This window comes from Klebsiella sp. C283, from assembly GCF_048822555.1.
Classification (GTDB): Bacteria; Pseudomonadota; Gammaproteobacteria; order Enterobacterales; family Enterobacteriaceae; genus Klebsiella; species Klebsiella quasipneumoniae.
The window spans coordinates 1-17,163 of record NZ_JBMEZS010000021.1 but is presented as its reverse complement, the minus strand read 5'-3'; the positions used below and the strand labels follow the sequence as shown (position 1 = coordinate 17,163).

Below are 17,163 nucleotides of genomic sequence, written 5' to 3'. Positions count from 1 at the left end.
TCAAAGGTTAATATTTTCCTGTAACGCTCTACGGGGAATGGCAAATGAAAATACATTTGTTAAACTTACAACGTCAGCTGGCTCAAGGAGAATAAAATGAGTTTTTTAAAAGAGTTTCGCGAATTCGCGATGCGCGGGAACGTTGTCGATTTGGCAGTGGGTGTGATCATCGGTGCAGCATTCGGTAAAATTGTTTCGTCGTTGGTCGCGGATATTATTATGCCGCCGCTCGGCCTGTTGATTGGCGGGATCGATTTTAAACAGTTTGCCGTCACGCTGCGCGATGCCCAGGGTGATGTACCGGCAGTGGTGATGCACTACGGGGTGTTTATTCAGAACGTTTTCGATTTCATCATCGTCGCATTTGCCATTTTCATGGCGATTAAACTGATGAATAAGTTAAATCGTAAGAAAGAAGAGGCTCCGGCGGCACCGCCAGCGCCCTCTAAAGAAGAAGTCCTGCTGAGCGAAATTCGCGATCTGCTGAAAGAACAAAACAACCGTTCTTAATCAGTAGTAAAAGCAGAAGGCCAGTGGTAAAAAAGCGATTCGCTTGCTTGCCACTGGCCTCCCGGTCATTCCTTGCTGCATGTTTATCTTTACGTTGATAGCTTCCTTTCCCTTTCTTATTCTTCTCTACGCGCTGCCTGAATAATGGATCGTGGAGAAGTGCCTCAATGGCGTTATCTTTAATTTGTCCTTTGGTATGCTGATAGCGACTCATAGTAACTCCAGTGGATGTGTGAATTCCGCGCGAGTGTAGATCCGCGCGCACAAAAAATCAACGCCCGGTATTGCCGTTGCTGGCGCCTTGCTCAAGGGCCTCGAGGATCGAACAGTAAACGCTGCTGTGAGCTGTGCCGCAGCAGGCATCATTGAGCCGTTGCAGAGAGCGACGCATCGTTTGTAGCTCGTTGATCCGCGCCTCAACTTCGCTTAATCGCGCCTGAACGATCCCTTTCGACTCCTGACAGGTGTGATGCTCCGGATCGATACGGATCGACAATAATTCGCGGATCGCTTCCAGAGTAAAGCCCAGCTGACGGGCATAGCGAATAAAGCGCAAACGCTGTAGATCGTTATCCGAGTAAAGACGAAATCCCCCCTCAGTGCGCACGTCATGATCCATCATTTGCTGTTTTTCATAATAACGGATGGTATCTGGCGTCACATCAGCCAGTTTTGCCAGCTCACCAATACGATACATATTCACTCCTGATTAATTTTGTGCAGCAACGCATCGGCGTACTCACCGCGTAAAAAGTCGGTGTTCAGTCCAGCCTGACGCAGCTTAAGCTCGAGCAGAGCGAGGCGCTTGCTGAGTTCGGCATGCCGCGGGTCGTCCTGACGGACCCCCTTCAGCAAGTCTGCCAGAGCCACCGCTTCTTTGCGCTGCTCCAGCTCCGGGGGAAGACACCCTGCATTCTTCAGAAGGCGATAGCCTGCCCGCAGCTCGGTCGGTACATGCGAATCGTCATCGAGCGTTAGCGGCACGCCGCTACCGGGTAAATTATCGAACTCGCCTTTGGTTTGGGCATCGAGGATATGGCGTTCTGCCCACTGATCCAGTAACCACATTCTACGGCTCCGGGGGATGAACAAAAAGAGTACAGATATTGTAGTGAAGTGGGGATGGGGTAGATATAAAAAAACCCGCCGGGGCGGGTTTTTTTACGTTACTACAGATTACTCTGCAGTAGCTTCTGCTTTCGGCTCAGCACGATCAACCAGCTCGATGTATGCCATCGGCGCGTTGTCGCCTGCACGGAAGCCACACTTCAGAATGCGAGTGTAACCACCGGCGCGGCTCGCGAAACGCGGGCCCAGCTCGTTAAACAGTTTTGCCACGATCTCGTTATCACGAGTACGGGCGAATGCCAGACGACGATTAGCAACGCTATCAGTCTTGGCAAGAGTAATCAGCGGCTCAACTACGCGACGCAGTTCTTTCGCTTTCGGCAGGGTCGTCTTGATGATTTCATGACGAACCAGCGAACCTGCCATGTTACGGAACATAGCCTGGCGATGGCTGCTGTTGCGGTTCAGTTGACGACCACTCTTACGATGGCGCATGACCTTATCCTTCTCAGTAAAACCTTAACCTGTGATCCGGTTACTCGTCAGCAATGCTTGCTGGTGGCCAGTTTTCCAGGCGCATGCCCAGAGACAGTCCACGGGAAGCCAGCACGTCTTTAATCTCAGTAAGAGATTTTTTACCCAGGTTCGGCGTTTTCAGCAACTCAACCTCGGTACGCTGTACCAGATCACCGATATAGTGGATAGCTTCTGCCTTGAGGCAGTTAGCAGAGCGGACAGTCAATTCCAGATCGTCAACAGGGCGCAGCAGGATCGGATCGAATTCTGGTTTCTCTTCTTTCACTTCTGGCTGACGTACATCACGTAAGTCAACAAAAGCTTCCAGTTGTTCAGCCAGGATGGTTGCCGCACGACGAATCGCCTCTTCAGGATCGATTGTGCCGTTGGTTTCCATTTCGATGACCAGCTTGTCCAGGTCGGTACGCTGTTCTACACGCGCAGCTTCAACATTGTAGGCAATACGCTCTACAGGGCTGTAGCAGGCGTCGACCAGCAGACGGCCGATTGGGCGCTCATCTTCTTCCGAATGAATTCGGGCAGAAGCCGGCACATAACCGCGACCGCGCTGAACTTTGATACGCATGCTGATAGCAGCGTTCTCATCAGTCAGGTGGCAAATCACGTGCTGCGGCTTGACGATTTCGACATCACCGTCGTGGGTAATGTCGGCTGCGGTCACAGGGCCAATGCCAGATTTATTCAAAGTAAGGATGACTTCATCTTTACCCTGAACTCTCACCGCCAGCCCTTTCAGGTTGAGCAGGATTTCAAGGATGTCTTCCTGAACGCCTTCTTTGGTGCTGTACTCGTGCAGTACACCATCAATCTCAACCTCGGTCACCGCGCAACCCGGCATCGATGAGAGCAGAATACGGCGCAGTGCGTTACCCAGAGTATGGCCGAAGCCACGCTCTAAAGGCTCAAGGGTCACCTTGGCGTGCGTCGAACTCACTTGCTCGATATCGACCAGGCGCGGTTTTAGAAACTCTGTCACAGAACCCTGCATTGTGTCCTCTCTTTGGTACTAAGCTTTACTTGGAGTAAAGCTCGACGATCAGGTGTTCGTTAATGTCCGCAGACAGATCAGAACGCTCCGGCTGACGCTTGAACGTACCTTCCATCTTGCCAGCATCAACTTCCAGCCAGGTTGGCTTTTCACGCTGCTCAGCCAGCTCCAGAGCGGCTTTCACGCGAGATTGCTTTTTCGCTTTCTCACGAATGCTGACAACGTCATTCGCTTTAACCTGATAAGAAGCGATGTTAACAACACGACCGTTTACCATAATCGCTTTGTGGCTAACCAGCTGGCGTGCTTCAGCACGAGTGGCGCCGAAGCCCATACGGTATACAACGTTGTCCAGACGACCTTCCAGCAGAGCCAACAGGTTTTCACCGGTGTTGCCTTTCAGACGTGCTGCTTCTTTATAGTAGTTACGGAACTGACGCTCCAGCACACCGTACATACGGCGAACTTTTTGCTTTTCACGCAACTGCACACCATAGTCAGACAGACGCGGCTTACGCGCACCGTGCTGGCCAGGAGCTTGTTCAATTTTACACTTGGTATCGATCGCGCGAACGCCAGACTTAAGGAATAAGTCGGTGCCCTCACGACGGCTCAGCTTGAGCTTAGGACCCAAATATCTTGCCATTTTCTTTCTCCAACTAACCTGGAAAACGCAGCGTTATACGCGACGTTTTTTCGGCGGACGACAACCGTTATGAGGGATCGGAGTCACATCAGTAATATTAGTGATGCGGAAACCAGCGGCGTTCAGTGCACGAATGGTAGATTCGCGACCCGGACCCGGACCTTTGACCATAACTTCCAGATTCTTGATGCCGTATTCTTTTACGGCTTCTGCGCAACGCTCTGCTGCAACCTGAGCTGCGAACGGAGTGGATTTGCGAGAACCACGGAAACCGGAACCACCGGCTGTTGCCCAACCCAGTGCGTTACCCTGACGATCAGTAATGGTAACGATGGTGTTGTTAAAAGAAGCATGGATATGAGCCACGCCGTCAGAGACTTGTTTTCTTACACGCTTACGTGCACGAATTGGTGCCTTTGCCATTATTCAATCACCCCGATTATTTCTTGATCGGTTTACGCGGACCCTTACGGGTACGTGCGTTGGTCTTGGTACGCTGACCGCGAACCGGGAGACCACGACGATGACGCAAACCACGGTAGCAACCAAGGTCCATCAGACGCTTGATGCTCAGGGTGATTTCACGGCGCAGATCACCTTCAACGACAAATTTACCTACTGCTTCACGCAGAATATCAATTTGTTCTTCAGACAGCTCACTGATCTTAACATTTTCAGCGATGCCCGTTTCAGCGCAGATGGCTTTAGAACGGGTTTTGCCGATACCGAAAATAGCGGTTAAAGCGATTACGGTATGTTTGTGATCAGGAATGTTAATGCCTGCTATACGGGCCACTATGCACTCCTACTATTTAATATGTACGCACCATGCTGAAAAGCCCGTTTTCAGGATACTCAAATGGAAACGTACAGACATACAAAAGATTGGCTGGCTAATCTAGCCAGCTCAATCCAACTTTGCAAGAAAAATATGCGAAAAAATCAGCCTTGGCGCTGTTTATGCTTCGGCTCGGCACTGCAAATCACACGGATGACGCCATCACGCTTAACGATTTTGCAGTTACGGCATAATTTCTTGACGGAAGCACGAACTTTCATTTTTACTCTCCGTAACTTCTCGGGCGACCAGTTTTAACGGCCGTAGCCTTTCAGGTTCGCCTTCTTCAATGCAGACTCATACTGACTGGACATCATCAGAGTTTGCACTTGAGCCATAAAGTCCATAATCACGACAACAACGATAAGCAGCGAGGTCCCACCGAAGTAGAACGGCACTTTCATCGCGTCACGCATGAACTCCGGGATCAGGCAGATAAAAGTAATGTACAACGCACCAACCAGAGTCAGGCGAGTCATCACTTTATCGATATACTTCGCCGTTTGCTCTCCCGGACGAATTCCTGGTACAAATGCACCGGACTTCTTCAGGTTATCTGCTGTTTCACGCGGGTTGAAAACCAACGCCGTGTAGAAGAAACAGAAGAAGATGATTGCAGACGCATAGAGTAACACATAAAGCGGTTGCCCAGGCTGCAAATACAGCGAAATTGTTGTCAGCCAGTTCCAACCAGTACCACCCCCGAACCATGACGTGATGGTTGCCGGGAACAGTATAATACTGGAAGCGAAGATTGCCGGGATTACCCCCGCCATATTCACTTTCAGCGGTAAATGTGTGCTCTGTGCAGCATAGACACGACGACCCTGTTGACGTTTCGCGTAGTTTACCACAATGCGGCGTTGACCACGTTCAACGAATACAACAAAGAAGGTCACTGCAAATACTAATACTGCAACCAACAGCAACAGGAGGAAGTGCAGGTCGCCTTGACGCGCTTGCTCGATAGTATGGGCGATGGCCGGCGGGAGTCCCGCAACGATACCGGCGAAGATAATGATCGAGATACCGTTACCGATACCGCGTTCAGTGATCTGTTCGCCGAGCCACATCAGGAACATAGTCCCTGTGACCAGACTAACAACAGCAGTGAAATAGAATGCAAAGCCTGGATTAATCACCAGGCCCTGCATACCAGGCATATTCGGCAGACCGGTAGCAATACCGATCGACTGGAATATCGCCAGCACCAGAGTACCGTAGCGGGTGTACTGGCTGATCTTACGACGACCAGACTCCCCTTCTTTCTTCAGTTCCGCCAGCGGTTGATAAACCACCGTCAGCAGCTGCACGATGATTGATGCCGAGATATACGGCATAATCCCCAATGCAAAGATAGAAGCACGGCTGAGAGCACCACCAGAGAACATGTTGAACATTTCAATGATGGTGCCTCGCTGTTGCTCAAGCAGTTTGGCAAGTACAGCGGCATCAATACCAGGGATCGGAATAAAAGAGCCAATACGGAACACTATCAGCGCACCGACCACAAACAGAAGTCTGCGTTTCAGTTCGCCAAGGCCACCTTTGGCACTTTGAAAATCTAATCCCGGTTGTTTAGCCATCTGCTACTTATTCCTCAATTTTACCGCCAGCAGCTTCGATAGCAGCACGAGCACCTTTAGTCACACGCAGGCCACGAACAGTTACCGGACGAGTTACCTCACCAGACAGGATCACTTTCGCGAACTCGATCTGGACACCGATAATGTTAGCCGCTTTCAGCGCGTTCAGGTCTACTACATCGCCTTCTACGTGAGCCAGATCAGAGAGACGGATCTCTGCGGTGATCATCGCTTTACGAGAGGTGAAGCCGAATTTCGGCAGACGACGGTACAGAGGCATCTGACCACCCTCGAAACCGCGACGTACGCCACCGCCAGAACGAGATTTCTGACCTTTGTGACCACGACCACCGGTTTTACCGAGGCCAGAACCGATACCACGACCCAGGCGTTTACCCGCCTTTTTGGAGCCTTCGGCCGGAGACAGAGTATTTAAACGCATCTCTTACTCCTCAACTTTAACCATGAAGGAAACCGCGTTGACCATACCACGAACAGCAGGAGTATCCTCGCGCTCTACGGTGTGACCAATACGACGCAGACCCAGGCCAAGCAGCGTTGCCTTGTGTTTCGGCAGACGACCGATTGCACTGCGGGTTTGAGTAATTTTAATAGTCTTTGCCATGGTTTATTTCCCCAGAATTTCTTCAACGGATTTACCACGCTTGGCAGCGACCATATCCGGGGACTTCATGTTTTCCAGACCGTCGATAGTTGCACGAACCACGTTAATCGGGTTAGTGGAACCATACGCTTTAGCCAGAACGTTACGAACCCCAGCGACTTCCAGAACGGCGCGCATTGCACCACCGGCGATGATACCGGTACCTTCGGAAGCCGGCTGCATGAATACACGAGAACCCGTGTGAGTACCCTTAACCGGGTGCTGCAGGGTGCCGTGGTTCAGCGCGACGTTAATCATATTGCGACGGGCTTTTTCCATCGCTTTCTGGATCGCTGCTGGAACTTCACGCGCTTTACCGTAACCAAAACCAACGCGACCGTTACCATCGCCAACGACAGTCAGAGCTGTGAAGGAGAAAATACGACCACCTTTAACGGTTTTAGATACGCGGTTTACCGCGATCAGCTTTTCCTGCAGTTCGCCAGCTTGTTTTTCGATGTGAGCCATCTTACACCTCTACCTTAGAACTGAAGGCCAGCTTCACGGGCAGCATCTGCCAGTGCCTGGACACGACCATGATATTGGAACCCGGAACGGTCAAAGGAAACATCTTTGATGCCTTTTTCCAGAGCGCGTTCAGCGACAGCTTTACCCACAGCTGCAGCAGCGTCTTTGTTACCGGTGTACTTCAGTTGTTCAGCGATAGCTTTTTCTACAGTAGAAGCAGCTACCAGAACTTCAGAACCATTCGGTGCAATTACCTGTGCGTAAATGTGACGCGGGGTACGATGTACCACCAGGCGAGTTGCGCCCAGCTCCTGGAGCTTGCGGCGTGCGCGGGTCGCACGACGGATACGAGCAGATTTCTTATCCATAGTGTTACCTTACTTCTTCTTAGCCTCTTTGGTACGCACGACTTCGTCGGCGTAACGAACACCCTTGCCTTTGTAAGGCTCAGGACGACGGTAGGCGCGCAGATCTGCTGCAACCTGGCCGATCACCTGCTTATCAGCGCCTTTCAGCACGATTTCAGTCTGAGTCGGACATTCTGCAGTGATACCCGCAGGCAGCTGATGATCAACCGGGTGAGAGAAACCTAAAGCCAGGTTTACTACATTCCCTTTGACCGCTGCACGATAACCTACACCAACCAGCTGCAGCTTCTTAGTGAAGCCTTCGGTAACACCGATAACCATTGAGTTCAGCAGGGCACGCGCGGTACCAGCCTGAGCCCAACCGTCTGCGTAACCATCACGCGGACCGAAGGTCAGTGCATTATCTGCATGTTTAACTTCAACAGCATCGTTGAGAGTACGAGTCAGCTCGCCGTTTTTACCTTTGATCGTAATAACCTGACCGTTGATTTTTACATCAACGCCGGCAGGAACAACGACCGGTGCTTTAGCAACACGAGACATTTTTTCCTCCGATTAGGCTACGTAGCAGATAATTTCGCCACCAAGACCAGCCTGGCGCGCTGCACGATCAGTCATAACACCTTTAGAGGTAGAAACAACTGCGATACCCAGACCGGCCATAACTTTCGGCAGCTCATCTTTTTTCTTATAGATGCGCAGACCTGGGCGGCTGACACGCTGAATGCTTTCTACAACAGCTTTACCCTGGAAATACTTAAGAGTCAGTTCCAGTTCCGGCTTGGTGTCGCCTTCAACTTTAAAATCTTCGATAAAACCTTCTTCCTTCAGCACGTTGGCGATTGCCACTTTCAGCTTGGAGGAAGGCATGGTGACCGCAGCTTTGTTCGCGGCCTGACCGTTACGGATACGGGTCAGCATATCCGCGATCGGATCTTGCATGCTCATCTGTCTTTACTCCCGTGATTCAATTGGTGACAATTACCAGCTAGCCTTTTTCAGACCCGGGATTTCACCGCGCATAGCGGCTTCACGGACCTTAATACGGCTCAACCCGAACTTCCGCAGGAAACCATGCGGACGACCTGTTTGACGGCAGCGGTTACGCTGACGAGACGGGCTGGAATCACGCGGCAGAGTCTGCAGCTTGAGAACGGCATTCCAACGATCTTCGTCGGTTGCGTTCACATCAGAGATGATAGCTTTCAGTTCAGCGCGTTTAGCGAAGAATTTATCAGCTAAAGCCACGCGCTTTACTTCGCGTGCTTTCATTGATTGCTTAGCCATTAAGTAACCCTACCTTACTTGCGGAACGGGAAGTCAAAGGCAGCCAGCAGAGCACGGCCTTCTTCGTCAGATTTCGCAGTAGTGGTAATGGTAATATCCAAACCACGAACGCGGTCGACTTTATCGTAGTCGATTTCTGGGAAGATGATCTGCTCACGGACACCCATGCTGTAGTTGCCACGACCGTCGAAAGACTTAGCGGACAGGCCGCGGAAGTCACGAATACGCGGTACAGCAATAGTGATCAGGCGCTCAAAGAACTCCCACATGCGTTCGCCACGCAGAGTTACTTTACAGCCGATCGGATAGCCCTGACGGATTTTGAAGCCTGCAACTGATTTGCGTGCTTTGGTGATCAGCGGTTTTTGACCGGAGATTGCTGCCAGGTCAGCTGCTGCGTTATCCAGCAGTTTCTTGTCAGCGATCGCTTCACCAACACCCATGTTCAGGGTGATCTTCTCGACCCGAGGGACTTGCATGACAGAATTGTAGTTAAACTCAGTCATGAGTTTCTTAACTACTTCGTCTTTGTAGTAATCATGCAGTTTCGCCATCGTACTACTCCAAATTACTTGATAGTTTCGCTGTTAGACTTGAAGAAACGGACTTTTTTGCCGTCTTCGAATCTAAAGCCTACACGGTCAGCCTTGCCGGTTGCCGCATTGAAGATTGCAACGTTAGAAACCTGAATTGCAGCTTCTTTTTCAACGATGCCGCCTGGTTGGTTCAGAGCCGGAACCGGCTTCTGGTGTTTCTTAACCAGGTTGATACCTTCAACAATGACCTTGCCGGAAGACAGGACATTCTTAACTTTACCGCGCTTACCTTTATCTTTACCGGTTAACACGATAACTTCGTCATCACGACGGATTTTCGCTGCCATGATTCGCTCCTTAGAGTACTTCTGGTGCCAGAGAGATAATTTTCATGAACTTCTCGGTACGAAGTTCACGAGTTACCGGCCCAAAAATACGCGTACCGATAGGCTGCTCGCTGTTATTGTTCAGAATAACGCATGCATTACCATCGAAGCGAATGACAGAACCGTCCGGGCGACGAACACCCTTCTTGGTGCGCACCACTACCGCCTTCAGCACATCACCTTTTTTGACCTTACCACGCGGAATTGCTTCTTTGATGGTGATCTTGATGATGTCGCCTACGCCTGCGTAGCGACGGTGCGAGCCACCCAGAACCTTGATACACATTACGCGACGTGCACCGGAGTTGTCGGCGACGTTCAGCATAGTCTGTTCTTGGATCATTTTAGTGCTCCGCTAATGTCAACTACTACTGAGACCCGAAAATTAGGGTCGTTAAAAAGCCCCATATCGAGGGCGCGGCATTATAACACCACAAACCAGATATGGGTAGAAAAAATAAACGGCTCATCGCTGAGCCGTTTATCCGTATCGAGAATGCGTACTCTATTACAGAACCGCTTTCTCTACAACGCGAACCAGCGTCCAGGACTTAGTCTTGGACAGCGGACGGCATTCGCGGATTTCAACCTTGTCGCCGATACCGCATTCGTTGTTCTCGTCATGTACGTGCAGTTTGGTCGTACGTTTGATGAATTTGCCGTAAACCGGGTGTTTCACCATACGTTCGATAGCAACAACAATGGATTTCTCCATTTTGTCGCTAACTACGCGACCTTGCAGAGTACGGATTTTATCGGTCATTACGCACCCGCCTTCTGAGTCAGTAAAGTCTTAACGCGTGCAACATCACGACGCACTTGCTTCAGCAGATGAGTCTGTTGCAGCTGGCCACTTGCAGCCTGCATGCGCAGGTTGAACTGCTCACGCAGCAGGTTCAGCAGCTCAGCGTTCAGCTCTTCAACGCTTTTTTCACGCAGCTCTTTTGCTTTCATTACATCACCGTCTTAGTTACAAAGGTGGTTTTGATCGGCAGTTTCGCTGCTGCCAGGCCGAATGCTTCACGGGCCAGCTCTTCCGGTACACCGTCCATTTCATACAGGACTTTACCCGGCTGAATCAAGGCAACCCAGTACTCCACGTTACCTTTACCTTTACCCATACGAACTTCCAGCGGCTTCTCGGTGATCGGTTTGTCCGGGAATACACGGATCCAGATCTTACCTTGACGCTTAACTGCACGGGTCATAGCACGACGTGCTGCTTCGATCTGACGTGCAGTCAGACGACCACGGCCAACAGCTTTCAGACCGAAAGTGCCGAAGCTAACATCCGTACCCTGCGCCAGACCACGGTTGCGGCCTTTGTGCACTTTACGGAATTTTGTACGCTTTGGTTGTAACATCAGCGACGCTCCTTATTTACGGCCTTTACGCTGCTGCTTTTTAGGTTGAGCAGCCGGTTCCGGTTGTTCAACAGCAGCCATACCACCCAGGATCTCACCTTTGAAGATCCATACCTTAACGCCGATTACACCGTAAGTGGTGTGCGCTTCAGAGGTGTTGTAGTCGATGTCAGCACGCAGAGTGTGCAGCGGTACGCGACCTTCACGGTACCATTCGGTACGTGCGATTTCCGCGCCGCCCAGACGGCCGCTAACTTCAACTTTGATACCTTTAGCGCCCAGACGCATTGCGTTCTGTACAGCACGCTTCATCGCACGACGGAACATAACGCGACGTTCCAGCTGAGAAGTGATGCTGTCAGCAACCAGTTTTGCGTCCAGTTCAGGTTTACGAACTTCGGCGATATTGATCTGTGCAGGTACGCCAGCGATATCCGCTACGACCTTGCGCAGTTTTTCTACGTCTTCGCCTTTCTTACCGATAACGATACCCGGGCGAGCGGTGTGAATGGTCACACGAATGCTCTTAGCCGGACGCTCGATAACGATGCGAGATACAGACGCTTTAGCCAGTTCTTTAGTCAGGAACTGACGTACTTTAAAATCGCTGTCCAGGTTGTCAGCGAATTCTTTGGTGTTCGCGAACCAGGTAGAGTTCCATGGTTTGACAATACCCAGGCGAATACCATTAGGATGTACTTTCTGACCCATTGCTAGTCTCCAGAGTCTCAGCGATCGGACACAACCACAGTGATGTGGCTGGTGCGCTTCAGGATGCGATCTGCACGACCTTTAGCACGCGGCATAATGCGCTTCATGCTCGGGCCTTCGTCTACGAAAATTTTCGCAACTTTCAGATCATCAATGTCAGCGCCATCGTTGTGTTCAGCGTTAGCAATGGCAGATTCCAGTACCTTCTTGACCAGTACAGCAGCTTTTTTGTTGGTGTAGGTCAGAATATCCAGGGCCTGCGACACTTTCTTACCGCGAATCAGGTCAGCTACAAGGCGAACCTTCTGAGCAGAAGAACGAGCATGGCGATGTTGAGCTAAAGTTTCCATCTCTTCCTCCTACCTTATTTCTTCTTCGCTTTTTTATCAGCAGCGTGGCCGCGATAAGTACGAGTCGGTGCGAATTCACCCAGTTTGTGACCGACCATTTCGTCGGAAACAAATACTGGAACGTGCTGACGACCATTATGGACAGCGATGGTCAAACCGATCATGTTAGGAAAGATCGTTGAACGACGGGACCAAGTGCGCAGGGGCTTCTTGTCTCCGCTTTCCACCGCTTTCTCTACCTTCTTCAGCAAGTGCAGGTCAATAAAAGGACCTTTCTTGAGAGAACGTGGCATGGCTTATCCTCTAAAATTATTTGCTACGGCGACGTACGATGAATTTATCAGTACGCTTGTTGCTGCGGGTCTTCTTACCTTTGGTCTGCAGGCCCCACGGGGATACCGGGTGCTTACCAAAGTTACGACCTTCACCACCACCATGTGGGTGGTCTACTGGGTTCATCGCAGTACCGCGAACGGTAGGACGAACACCACGCCAGCGTGCAGCACCTGCTTTACCCAGAACGCGCAGCATATGCTCAGCATTGCCAACTTCGCCCAGAGTAGCGCGGCAGTCTGCTTCGACTTTACGCATTTCACCAGAACGCAGACGCAGGGTGACATAAGCACCGTCGCGAGCAACGATCTGAACGTAAGTACCAGCGGAACGAGCCAGCTGACCGCCTTTACCTGGTTTCATTTCTACGTTATGAACGGTAGAACCAACCGGGATATTGCGCATCGGCAGGGTGTTGCCTGCTTTGATTGCAGCATCAACGCCAGACTGAATCTGGTCGCCAGCTTTCAGGCCTTTCGGGGCCAGGATGTAACGGCGCTCGCCGTCTTTGTACAGAACCAGCGCGATGTTCGCGGAGCGGTTCGGATCGTACTCAAGACGTTCAACAACTGCCGGGATACCATCTTTGTTGCGTTTGAAGTCAACAATACGGTAAGCCTGCTTGTGGCCACCACCGATATGACGGGTGGTGATACGGCCATTGTTGTTACGACCACCGGATTTGCTGTTTTTTTCCAGCAACGGAGCAAAAGGTTTGCCCTTGTGCAGCTCTGGGTTAACCACTTTAACGACGTGGCGACGACCCGGAGATGTCGGTTTACATTTAACAACTGCCATTGTATTACTCCTCCGACTTACTCAGCGCCGCCAACGAAGTCCAGATTCTGGCCTTCTTTCAGGGTGACGTAAGCTTTTTTCCAGTCGCTACGACGACCGATACGCTGTCCGTGACGTTTAACTTTCCCTTTAACAACCAGGGTGTTAACGACTTCGACTTCGACTTCAAACAGTTTCTGCACAGCAGCTTTGATTTCTGCTTTGGTCGCGTCTTTAGCAACTTTGAGAACGATGGTGTTTGTTTTTTCCATCGCAGTAGACGCTTTTTCAGAAACGTGCGGTGCGCGCAGCACCTTCAGCAGACGTTCTTCACGAATCATGCCAGCATCTCCTCAACTTGCTTAACAGCATCAGCAGTCATTACGACTTTGTCGAAGGCGATCAGGCTAACCGGGTCGATACCGTTCGCATCACGTACGTCAACCTTGTGCAGGTTACGTGCGGCCAGGAACAGGTTCTCGTCCAGCTCACCGGTGATGATCAGCACATCTTCCAGAGCCATGTCTTTCAGTTTCTGTGCCAGCAGCTTAGTTTTCGGCGCTTCAACAGAGAACTTCTCGACAACGATCAGACGATCCTGACGTACCAGTTCGGACAGGATGCTTTTCAGCGCGCCGCGGTACATCTTCTTGTTAACTTTTTGACTGTGGTCCTGCGGACGAGCAGCAAAGGTCACGCCACCGGAACGCCAGATCGGGCTCTTGATAGAACCAGAACGCGCACGGCCGGTACCTTTCTGGCGCCACGGTTTTTTACCGGAGCCAGTGATTTCAGCACGAGTCTTCTGAGCACGAGTGCCCTGACGCGCACCAGCTGCATAAGCAACAACAACCTGGTGAACCAGCGCTTCGTTGAAATCACGACCGAAGGTAGTTTCGGAAACAGTCAGCGCGCTCTGCGCGTCTTTCAATACTAATTCCATTGCTATCTCCTCACGCCTTCACAGCTGGTTTAACGATCAGGTCGCTACCGGTCGCACCCGGGACAGCACCTTTAACCAGCAGCAGGTTGCGCTCAGCGTCAACACGTACTACGTCCAGGCTCTGAACGGTTACACGCTCATTACCCAGCTGACCTGCCATTTTCTTGCCTTTGAACACTTTGCCCGGAGTCTGGTTCTGACCGATAGAACCCGGAACGCGGTGGGACAAGGAGTTACCGTGAGTAGCGTCCTGGGTACGGAAGTTCCAGCGCTTAACGGTACCAGCAAAACCTTTACCTTTAGAGGTACCGGTTACGTCAACTTTTTTAACGTCAGCAAACAGTTCAACGCTAATGTTCTGACCTACGGTGAATTCTTCGCCGTCAGCCAGACGGAATTCCCACAGACCACGGCCAGCTTCAACGCCAGCTTTAGCGAAGTGACCCGCTTCCGGCTTGGTTACACGGTTAGCTTTTTTAGCACCGGTGGTAACCTGGATTGCGCGGTAGCCATCGTTAGCCAGGTCTTTAACCTGAGTAACACGGTTTGCTTCAACTTCGATTACGGTTACTGGGATAGAAACGCCATCTTCAGTGAAGATGCGGGTCATGCCCACTTTTTTACCGACTAAACCAATCATTGTTTCAACCTCTCAATCGCTCGATGACCTGATTAACCCAGGCTGATCTGCACGTCTACACCGGCAGCCAGATCCAGACGCATCAGAGCATCAACGGTTTTTTCAGTTGGCTCAACGATGTCAACCAGACGCTTGTGAGTGCGAATTTCGTACTGGTCACGCGCGTCTTTGTTGACGTGCGGGGAGATCAGAACGGTAAAGCGCTCTTTGCGGGTCGGCAGCGGGATCGGACCACGGACTTGCGCACCAGTGCGCTTAGCAGTCTCGACGATTTCCGCGGTTGATTGATCGATCAGACGATGATCAAACGCTTTCAGGCGGATACGGATTCTTTGGTTCTGCATGAGACCAGAGCTCCAATTATTTTATAGACGAAATGATTACTCCTCATACCCATTACGATTGATGGGAGAGTGTAACCGTTCTTACATAGCCCCCCGATTGGGGACATTGTTTGATAACCCAACTGCGATTACCAGGGTTCATATTGAACCGGCCGTCAACTTTGACAGGCCCGCGCATTATACGCAAATTCTGGCGCTACGCAAGTGCTGTTTAGAAAATCATCACCAGGATTTGCGCACCTTCGCGCTAGCGAACGGTACCGGGTGACAACGCGGCAAATTAACGCGGATAGTGCCATCCATTCCAGGGAAGTCCCTTTTGCACTGAACGGGGACAATAAGCATAGTGAGACGATGTTCTTTGACGATTGCGGGGTTAACCATGCTCGCCGCCCTCCCCTTCTTGCTGTGCTATAGCGGATTGACCTTAGCCTTATGCCACCAGGACCTGCGTCACGGCCTGCTGCCCGACCGTTACACCTGTCCCCTGCTGTGGAGTGGTTTGCTTTTTTATCTCTGTCTGGCGCCGCACCAGCTTCATGATGCCGTCTGGGGGGCGATAGCCGGCTATCTCAGTTTGGCTGTGCTTTACTGGCTATATCGCGGGATCCGCGGCTATGAGGGATTGGGGTATGGGGATATCAAATATCTCGCCGCCCTCGGCGCCTGGCATGGCTGGCGATTGCTGCCGCAGCTGCTACTGGTGGCATCGCTGCTCGCCTGCACGGTGTGGGCAGTATCAGGTTTGTACGCCAGGTACGGCGGGAGCGGTAAATGGTGGGGGAACAACCCGCTGCCGTTTGGGCCATTTCTGGCGGCCGCGGGTTTCTGGTGCGGGTGTCAGACGCTGGCTAGTCTGACACTTTGATCTGCGACTGCAGGTAATTTTGCAGACCGATTTTGCCGATCAGATCGAGTTCGGTTTCCAGCCAGTCGATATGGCCTTCTTCATCCGCCAGGATCTCAATCATCATATCGCGGCTGACGTAGTCATGGACGCTGTCGGCATAGGCGATCGCCTCGCGCAGGTTTTGCGCCCCCTCCAGCTCCAGTCTTAAATCGGACTGCAGCATCTCTTCCACATCTTCACCGATGCCAAGTTTGCCGAGATCCTGCAGATTCGGGATACCTTCGAGAAAAAGAATACGCTCGATGTATTTATCGGCGTGCTTCATTTCGTCGATGGATTCGTGGTACTCAATATCGTTGAGGCGCATCAGGCCCCAGTTTTTGAACATTCTCGCATGGAGAAAGTACTGATTAATTGCGACCAGCTCATTTCCCAATAATTTATTGAGATAACTTATGATTTTGACATCACCTTTCATTATATAGTCCCTCCGCTTCCACTCATTGAAGCGTAGTCCGGCCTATAGGGATGTCAAAATAGAAGCGTGGACTTCAGGCGATTTCTTTGAATTCCGGCATGGTGGTTAATTCATCTTCCATAACTTCCCGCGCCGCGCGAACACACTTACCGCATTGATTTCCAACGGGAACAAACTTACGTAATTGCTGAAAAGATTGCGGTTGAAACTGGCGAACAACCTGGCGAATTTTTTTATCGCTGACGCCATTGCACAAACAAACGTACATATAAACTCCCGTTCAATTTATGCACAAATATTAAATGAGAATAGTTATGATTACAATAGACCATTTACTCATTATCCGCCGCAGCGCACGTTATGAATCGCCAGTAGCACCGCCCTTTTCGCTGAACGACGGACAGCAAAAAGGGCGCCGAAGCGCCCTTTTTTATTCAAAGCTAACGAATTAGCCCAGAACTTTAGCTACAACGCCCGCGCCAACGGTACGG

At 51.1% G+C, this 17,163-nt stretch carries 35 protein-coding genes; 2 read left to right on the top strand and 33 right to left on the bottom strand.

Translation table 11 applies throughout. The features are described 5' to 3' along the window. The first annotated feature begins 96 nt into the window (after positions 1–96). The gene (gene mscL / locus ACOI7Z_RS25695) at positions 97–510 is read left to right on the top strand and encodes a large-conductance mechanosensitive channel protein MscL (protein WP_004145325.1); all 414 of its coding nucleotides are present in this window, start codon (positions 97–99) and stop codon (positions 508–510) included. On the opposite strand, the gene ACOI7Z_RS25690 is transcribed toward mscL, so the two are convergent. From ACOI7Z_RS25690 to rpsJ, 31 genes are all read right to left on the bottom strand, one after another. Continuing rightward, positions 446–724 (bottom strand): alternative ribosome-rescue factor A, encoded by a 279-nt coding sequence (locus ACOI7Z_RS25690; RefSeq protein ID WP_086076470.1) that lies wholly within the window; start codon positions 722–724, stop codon positions 446–448. The two genes, mscL and ACOI7Z_RS25690, sit on opposite strands and share 65 nt — an antisense overlap. Positions 725–781: 57 nt before the next feature. Beyond that, the gene (gene zntR, locus ACOI7Z_RS25685; protein WP_023291172.1) at positions 782–1,207 is read right to left on the bottom strand and encodes a Zn(2+)-responsive transcriptional regulator; all 426 of its coding nucleotides are present in this window, start codon (positions 1,205–1,207) and stop codon (positions 782–784) included. A gap of 2 nt (positions 1,208–1,209) precedes the next feature. After that, on the bottom strand, positions 1,210–1,578 hold the full coding sequence (locus ACOI7Z_RS25680; protein ID WP_065884003.1) for a DUF1992 domain-containing protein: 369 nt from the start codon (positions 1,576–1,578) through the stop codon (positions 1,210–1,212). A 108-nt stretch (positions 1,579–1,686) separates the two neighbouring features. Then, positions 1,687–2,073, bottom strand: a complete 387-nt coding sequence (rplQ, locus tag ACOI7Z_RS25675; protein WP_086076469.1) for a 50S ribosomal protein L17 — start codon at positions 2,071–2,073, stop codon at positions 1,687–1,689. Between the two features lie 40 nt (positions 2,074–2,113). After that, positions 2,114–3,103, bottom strand: a complete 990-nt coding sequence (locus ACOI7Z_RS25670; protein WP_002919219.1) for a DNA-directed RNA polymerase subunit alpha — start codon at positions 3,101–3,103, stop codon at positions 2,114–2,116. Between the two features lie 25 nt (positions 3,104–3,128). Further along, positions 3,129–3,749, bottom strand: a complete 621-nt coding sequence (gene rpsD, locus ACOI7Z_RS25665; RefSeq protein WP_002919224.1) for a 30S ribosomal protein S4 — start codon at positions 3,747–3,749, stop codon at positions 3,129–3,131. 33 nt (positions 3,750–3,782) lie between these two features. Further along, positions 3,783–4,172: a 30S ribosomal protein S11 gene (gene rpsK, locus ACOI7Z_RS25660; RefSeq protein WP_002919257.1), complete on the bottom strand. Its 390-nt coding sequence runs from the start codon at positions 4,170–4,172 to the stop codon at positions 3,783–3,785. Positions 4,173–4,188: 16 nt separating this feature from the next. Continuing rightward, positions 4,189–4,545 carry a 30S ribosomal protein S13 gene (gene rpsM / locus ACOI7Z_RS25655; protein ID WP_002919259.1) on the bottom strand — a complete coding sequence of 119 codons (357 nt, stop codon included), beginning with the start codon at positions 4,543–4,545 and terminating at the stop codon, positions 4,189–4,191. 146 nt (positions 4,546–4,691) lie between these two features. Next, a complete protein-coding gene (gene rpmJ / locus ACOI7Z_RS25650; RefSeq protein WP_000868187.1) occupies positions 4,692–4,808 on the bottom strand; it encodes a 50S ribosomal protein L36 in 117 nt (38 codons plus the stop codon). A 33-nt stretch (positions 4,809–4,841) separates the two neighbouring features. Next, complete coding sequence (secY, locus tag ACOI7Z_RS25645) at positions 4,842–6,173, bottom strand: preprotein translocase subunit SecY (protein WP_002919515.1); 1,332 nt, start codon at positions 6,171–6,173, stop codon at positions 4,842–4,844. A gap of 7 nt (positions 6,174–6,180) precedes the next feature. Further along, on the bottom strand, positions 6,181–6,615 hold the full coding sequence (rplO, locus tag ACOI7Z_RS25640; RefSeq protein WP_002919516.1) for a 50S ribosomal protein L15: 435 nt from the start codon (positions 6,613–6,615) through the stop codon (positions 6,181–6,183). Between the two features lie 3 nt (positions 6,616–6,618). Beyond that, the gene (gene rpmD / locus ACOI7Z_RS25635; protein WP_001140434.1) at positions 6,619–6,798 is read right to left on the bottom strand and encodes a 50S ribosomal protein L30; all 180 of its coding nucleotides are present in this window, start codon (positions 6,796–6,798) and stop codon (positions 6,619–6,621) included. A 3-nt stretch (positions 6,799–6,801) separates the two neighbouring features. Continuing rightward, positions 6,802–7,305, bottom strand: a complete 504-nt coding sequence (gene rpsE, locus ACOI7Z_RS25630) for a 30S ribosomal protein S5 (protein WP_002919545.1) — start codon at positions 7,303–7,305, stop codon at positions 6,802–6,804. A 14-nt stretch (positions 7,306–7,319) separates the two neighbouring features. Continuing rightward, on the bottom strand, positions 7,320–7,673 hold the full coding sequence (rplR, locus tag ACOI7Z_RS25625; RefSeq protein WP_000358960.1) for a 50S ribosomal protein L18: 354 nt from the start codon (positions 7,671–7,673) through the stop codon (positions 7,320–7,322). A gap of 9 nt (positions 7,674–7,682) precedes the next feature. Continuing rightward, positions 7,683–8,216, bottom strand: a complete 534-nt coding sequence (gene rplF / locus ACOI7Z_RS25620; protein ID WP_002919662.1) for a 50S ribosomal protein L6 — start codon at positions 8,214–8,216, stop codon at positions 7,683–7,685. Positions 8,217–8,228: 12 nt separating this feature from the next. Further along, positions 8,229–8,621, bottom strand: coding sequence for a 30S ribosomal protein S8 (rpsH, locus tag ACOI7Z_RS25615; RefSeq protein WP_002919665.1), 393 nt, complete (start codon positions 8,619–8,621; stop codon positions 8,229–8,231). Positions 8,622–8,654: 33 nt separating this feature from the next. After that, positions 8,655–8,960 (bottom strand): 30S ribosomal protein S14, encoded by a 306-nt coding sequence (gene rpsN, locus ACOI7Z_RS25610; RefSeq protein WP_002919667.1) that lies wholly within the window; start codon positions 8,958–8,960, stop codon positions 8,655–8,657. A 14-nt stretch (positions 8,961–8,974) separates the two neighbouring features. Beyond that, positions 8,975–9,514 (bottom strand): 50S ribosomal protein L5, encoded by a 540-nt coding sequence (rplE, locus tag ACOI7Z_RS25605; protein WP_001096200.1) that lies wholly within the window; start codon positions 9,512–9,514, stop codon positions 8,975–8,977. Positions 9,515–9,528: 14 nt separating this feature from the next. Further along, the gene (rplX, locus tag ACOI7Z_RS25600) at positions 9,529–9,843 is read right to left on the bottom strand and encodes a 50S ribosomal protein L24 (RefSeq protein WP_000729185.1); all 315 of its coding nucleotides are present in this window, start codon (positions 9,841–9,843) and stop codon (positions 9,529–9,531) included. A 10-nt stretch (positions 9,844–9,853) separates the two neighbouring features. Continuing rightward, positions 9,854–10,225, bottom strand: coding sequence for a 50S ribosomal protein L14 (gene rplN, locus ACOI7Z_RS25595; RefSeq protein WP_002919748.1), 372 nt, complete (start codon positions 10,223–10,225; stop codon positions 9,854–9,856). A gap of 165 nt (positions 10,226–10,390) precedes the next feature. Beyond that, the gene (gene rpsQ, locus ACOI7Z_RS25590; RefSeq protein WP_002919751.1) at positions 10,391–10,645 is read right to left on the bottom strand and encodes a 30S ribosomal protein S17; all 255 of its coding nucleotides are present in this window, start codon (positions 10,643–10,645) and stop codon (positions 10,391–10,393) included. Next, complete coding sequence (gene rpmC, locus ACOI7Z_RS25585; RefSeq protein WP_002919754.1) at positions 10,645–10,836, bottom strand: 50S ribosomal protein L29; 192 nt, start codon at positions 10,834–10,836, stop codon at positions 10,645–10,647. Before rpmC ends, rpsQ begins: the two co-directional genes overlap by 1 nt. After that, positions 10,836–11,246, bottom strand: coding sequence for a 50S ribosomal protein L16 (gene rplP / locus ACOI7Z_RS25580; RefSeq protein ID WP_002919759.1), 411 nt, complete (start codon positions 11,244–11,246; stop codon positions 10,836–10,838). The genes rpmC and rplP overlap by 1 nt, the downstream gene beginning before the upstream one ends. 12 nt (positions 11,247–11,258) lie before the next feature. After that, positions 11,259–11,957: a 30S ribosomal protein S3 gene (rpsC, locus tag ACOI7Z_RS25575; protein ID WP_002919766.1), complete on the bottom strand. Its 699-nt coding sequence runs from the start codon at positions 11,955–11,957 to the stop codon at positions 11,259–11,261. A 17-nt stretch (positions 11,958–11,974) separates the two neighbouring features. Then, positions 11,975–12,307: a 50S ribosomal protein L22 gene (rplV, locus tag ACOI7Z_RS25570; protein WP_002919773.1), complete on the bottom strand. Its 333-nt coding sequence runs from the start codon at positions 12,305–12,307 to the stop codon at positions 11,975–11,977. Between the two features lie 14 nt (positions 12,308–12,321). Beyond that, the gene (gene rpsS, locus ACOI7Z_RS25565) at positions 12,322–12,600 is read right to left on the bottom strand and encodes a 30S ribosomal protein S19 (protein ID WP_001138115.1); all 279 of its coding nucleotides are present in this window, start codon (positions 12,598–12,600) and stop codon (positions 12,322–12,324) included. 16 nt (positions 12,601–12,616) lie between these two features. Next, positions 12,617–13,438, bottom strand: a complete 822-nt coding sequence (gene rplB / locus ACOI7Z_RS25560; RefSeq protein ID WP_002919786.1) for a 50S ribosomal protein L2 — start codon at positions 13,436–13,438, stop codon at positions 12,617–12,619. Positions 13,439–13,455: 17 nt separating this feature from the next. Beyond that, positions 13,456–13,758: a 50S ribosomal protein L23 gene (rplW, locus tag ACOI7Z_RS25555; protein ID WP_000617546.1), complete on the bottom strand. Its 303-nt coding sequence runs from the start codon at positions 13,756–13,758 to the stop codon at positions 13,456–13,458. After that, positions 13,755–14,360 (bottom strand): 50S ribosomal protein L4, encoded by a 606-nt coding sequence (gene rplD, locus ACOI7Z_RS25550; RefSeq protein ID WP_002919794.1) that lies wholly within the window; start codon positions 14,358–14,360, stop codon positions 13,755–13,757. Before rplD ends, rplW begins: the two co-directional genes overlap by 4 nt. A gap of 10 nt (positions 14,361–14,370) precedes the next feature. After that, positions 14,371–15,000 (bottom strand): 50S ribosomal protein L3, encoded by a 630-nt coding sequence (rplC, locus tag ACOI7Z_RS25545; protein WP_002919796.1) that lies wholly within the window; start codon positions 14,998–15,000, stop codon positions 14,371–14,373. A gap of 32 nt (positions 15,001–15,032) precedes the next feature. Next, positions 15,033–15,344: a 30S ribosomal protein S10 gene (rpsJ, locus tag ACOI7Z_RS25540; protein ID WP_001181005.1), complete on the bottom strand. Its 312-nt coding sequence runs from the start codon at positions 15,342–15,344 to the stop codon at positions 15,033–15,035. Between the two features lie 382 nt (positions 15,345–15,726). On the opposite strand from rpsJ, the gene ACOI7Z_RS25535 reads away from it, so the two are divergent. Continuing rightward, positions 15,727–16,212 (top strand): prepilin peptidase, encoded by a 486-nt coding sequence (locus ACOI7Z_RS25535; protein ID WP_087849555.1) that lies wholly within the window; start codon positions 15,727–15,729, stop codon positions 16,210–16,212. Here the strand turns inward: ACOI7Z_RS25535 and bfr are convergent. Together bfr and bfd are read right to left on the bottom strand one after the other, a co-directional pair. Then, entirely contained in the window at positions 16,196–16,672 is a 477-nt protein-coding gene (gene bfr / locus ACOI7Z_RS25530; protein WP_004206792.1) for a bacterioferritin, read from the bottom strand. The genes ACOI7Z_RS25535 and bfr overlap by 17 nt on opposite strands. 73 nt (positions 16,673–16,745) lie before the next feature. Further along, on the bottom strand, positions 16,746–16,940 hold the full coding sequence (bfd, locus tag ACOI7Z_RS25525; RefSeq protein WP_004152415.1) for a bacterioferritin-associated ferredoxin: 195 nt from the start codon (positions 16,938–16,940) through the stop codon (positions 16,746–16,748). Between the last annotated feature and the right edge of the window lie 223 nt (positions 16,941–17,163).

Coding starts and splice junctions, on each gene's coding strand:
- mscL (WP_004145325.1), top strand. CDS start 97: ATGAGTTTTTTAAAAGAGTTTCGCGAATTCGCGATGCGCGGGAACGTT.
- ACOI7Z_RS25690 (WP_086076470.1), bottom strand. CDS start 724: ATGAGTCGCTATCAGCATACCAAAGGACAAATTAAAGATAACGCCATT.
- zntR (WP_023291172.1), bottom strand. CDS start 1,207: ATGTATCGTATTGGTGAGCTGGCAAAACTGGCTGATGTGACGCCAGAT.
- ACOI7Z_RS25680 (WP_065884003.1), bottom strand. CDS start 1,578: ATGTGGTTACTGGATCAGTGGGCAGAACGCCATATCCTCGATGCCCAA.
- rplQ (WP_086076469.1), bottom strand. CDS start 2,073: ATGCGCCATCGTAAGAGTGGTCGTCAACTGAACCGCAACAGCAGCCAT.
- ACOI7Z_RS25670 (WP_002919219.1), bottom strand. CDS start 3,103: ATGCAGGGTTCTGTGACAGAGTTTCTAAAACCGCGCCTGGTCGATATC.
- rpsD (WP_002919224.1), bottom strand. CDS start 3,749: ATGGCAAGATATTTGGGTCCTAAGCTCAAGCTGAGCCGTCGTGAGGGC.
- rpsK (WP_002919257.1), bottom strand. CDS start 4,172: ATGGCAAAGGCACCAATTCGTGCACGTAAGCGTGTAAGAAAACAAGTC.
- rpmJ (WP_000868187.1), bottom strand. CDS start 4,808: ATGAAAGTTCGTGCTTCCGTCAAGAAATTATGCCGTAACTGCAAAATC.
- secY (WP_002919515.1), bottom strand. CDS start 6,173: ATGGCTAAACAACCGGGATTAGATTTTCAAAGTGCCAAAGGTGGCCTT.
- rplO (WP_002919516.1), bottom strand. CDS start 6,615: ATGCGTTTAAATACTCTGTCTCCGGCCGAAGGCTCCAAAAAGGCGGGT.
- rpmD (WP_001140434.1), bottom strand. CDS start 6,798: ATGGCAAAGACTATTAAAATTACTCAAACCCGCAGTGCAATCGGTCGT.
- rpsE (WP_002919545.1), bottom strand. CDS start 7,305: ATGGCTCACATCGAAAAACAAGCTGGCGAACTGCAGGAAAAGCTGATC.
- rplR (WP_000358960.1), bottom strand. CDS start 7,673: ATGGATAAGAAATCTGCTCGTATCCGTCGTGCGACCCGCGCACGCCGC.
- rplF (WP_002919662.1), bottom strand. CDS start 8,216: ATGTCTCGTGTTGCTAAAGCACCGGTCGTTGTTCCTGCCGGCGTTGAT.
- rpsH (WP_002919665.1), bottom strand. CDS start 8,621: ATGAGCATGCAAGATCCGATCGCGGATATGCTGACCCGTATCCGTAAC.
- rpsN (WP_002919667.1), bottom strand. CDS start 8,960: ATGGCTAAGCAATCAATGAAAGCACGCGAAGTAAAGCGCGTGGCTTTA.
- rplE (WP_001096200.1), bottom strand. CDS start 9,514: ATGGCGAAACTGCATGATTACTACAAAGACGAAGTAGTTAAGAAACTC.
- rplX (WP_000729185.1), bottom strand. CDS start 9,843: ATGGCAGCGAAAATCCGTCGTGATGACGAAGTTATCGTGTTAACCGGT.
- rplN (WP_002919748.1), bottom strand. CDS start 10,225: ATGATCCAAGAACAGACTATGCTGAACGTCGCCGACAACTCCGGTGCA.
- rpsQ (WP_002919751.1), bottom strand. CDS start 10,645: ATGACCGATAAAATCCGTACTCTGCAAGGTCGCGTAGTTAGCGACAAA.
- rpmC (WP_002919754.1), bottom strand. CDS start 10,836: ATGAAAGCAAAAGAGCTGCGTGAAAAAAGCGTTGAAGAGCTGAACGCT.
- rplP (WP_002919759.1), bottom strand. CDS start 11,246: ATGTTACAACCAAAGCGTACAAAATTCCGTAAAGTGCACAAAGGCCGC.
- rpsC (WP_002919766.1), bottom strand. CDS start 11,957: ATGGGTCAGAAAGTACATCCTAATGGTATTCGCCTGGGTATTGTCAAA.
- rplV (WP_002919773.1), bottom strand. CDS start 12,307: ATGGAAACTTTAGCTCAACATCGCCATGCTCGTTCTTCTGCTCAGAAG.
- rpsS (WP_001138115.1), bottom strand. CDS start 12,600: ATGCCACGTTCTCTCAAGAAAGGTCCTTTTATTGACCTGCACTTGCTG.
- rplB (WP_002919786.1), bottom strand. CDS start 13,438: ATGGCAGTTGTTAAATGTAAACCGACATCTCCGGGTCGTCGCCACGTC.
- rplW (WP_000617546.1), bottom strand. CDS start 13,758: ATGATTCGTGAAGAACGTCTGCTGAAGGTGCTGCGCGCACCGCACGTT.
- rplD (WP_002919794.1), bottom strand. CDS start 14,360: ATGGAATTAGTATTGAAAGACGCGCAGAGCGCGCTGACTGTTTCCGAA.
- rplC (WP_002919796.1), bottom strand. CDS start 15,000: ATGATTGGTTTAGTCGGTAAAAAAGTGGGCATGACCCGCATCTTCACT.
- rpsJ (WP_001181005.1), bottom strand. CDS start 15,344: ATGCAGAACCAAAGAATCCGTATCCGCCTGAAAGCGTTTGATCATCGT.
- ACOI7Z_RS25535 (WP_087849555.1), top strand. CDS start 15,727: ATGCTCGCCGCCCTCCCCTTCTTGCTGTGCTATAGCGGATTGACCTTA.
- bfr (WP_004206792.1), bottom strand. CDS start 16,672: ATGAAAGGTGATGTCAAAATCATAAGTTATCTCAATAAATTATTGGGA.
- bfd (WP_004152415.1), bottom strand. CDS start 16,940: ATGTACGTTTGTTTGTGCAATGGCGTCAGCGATAAAAAAATTCGCCAG.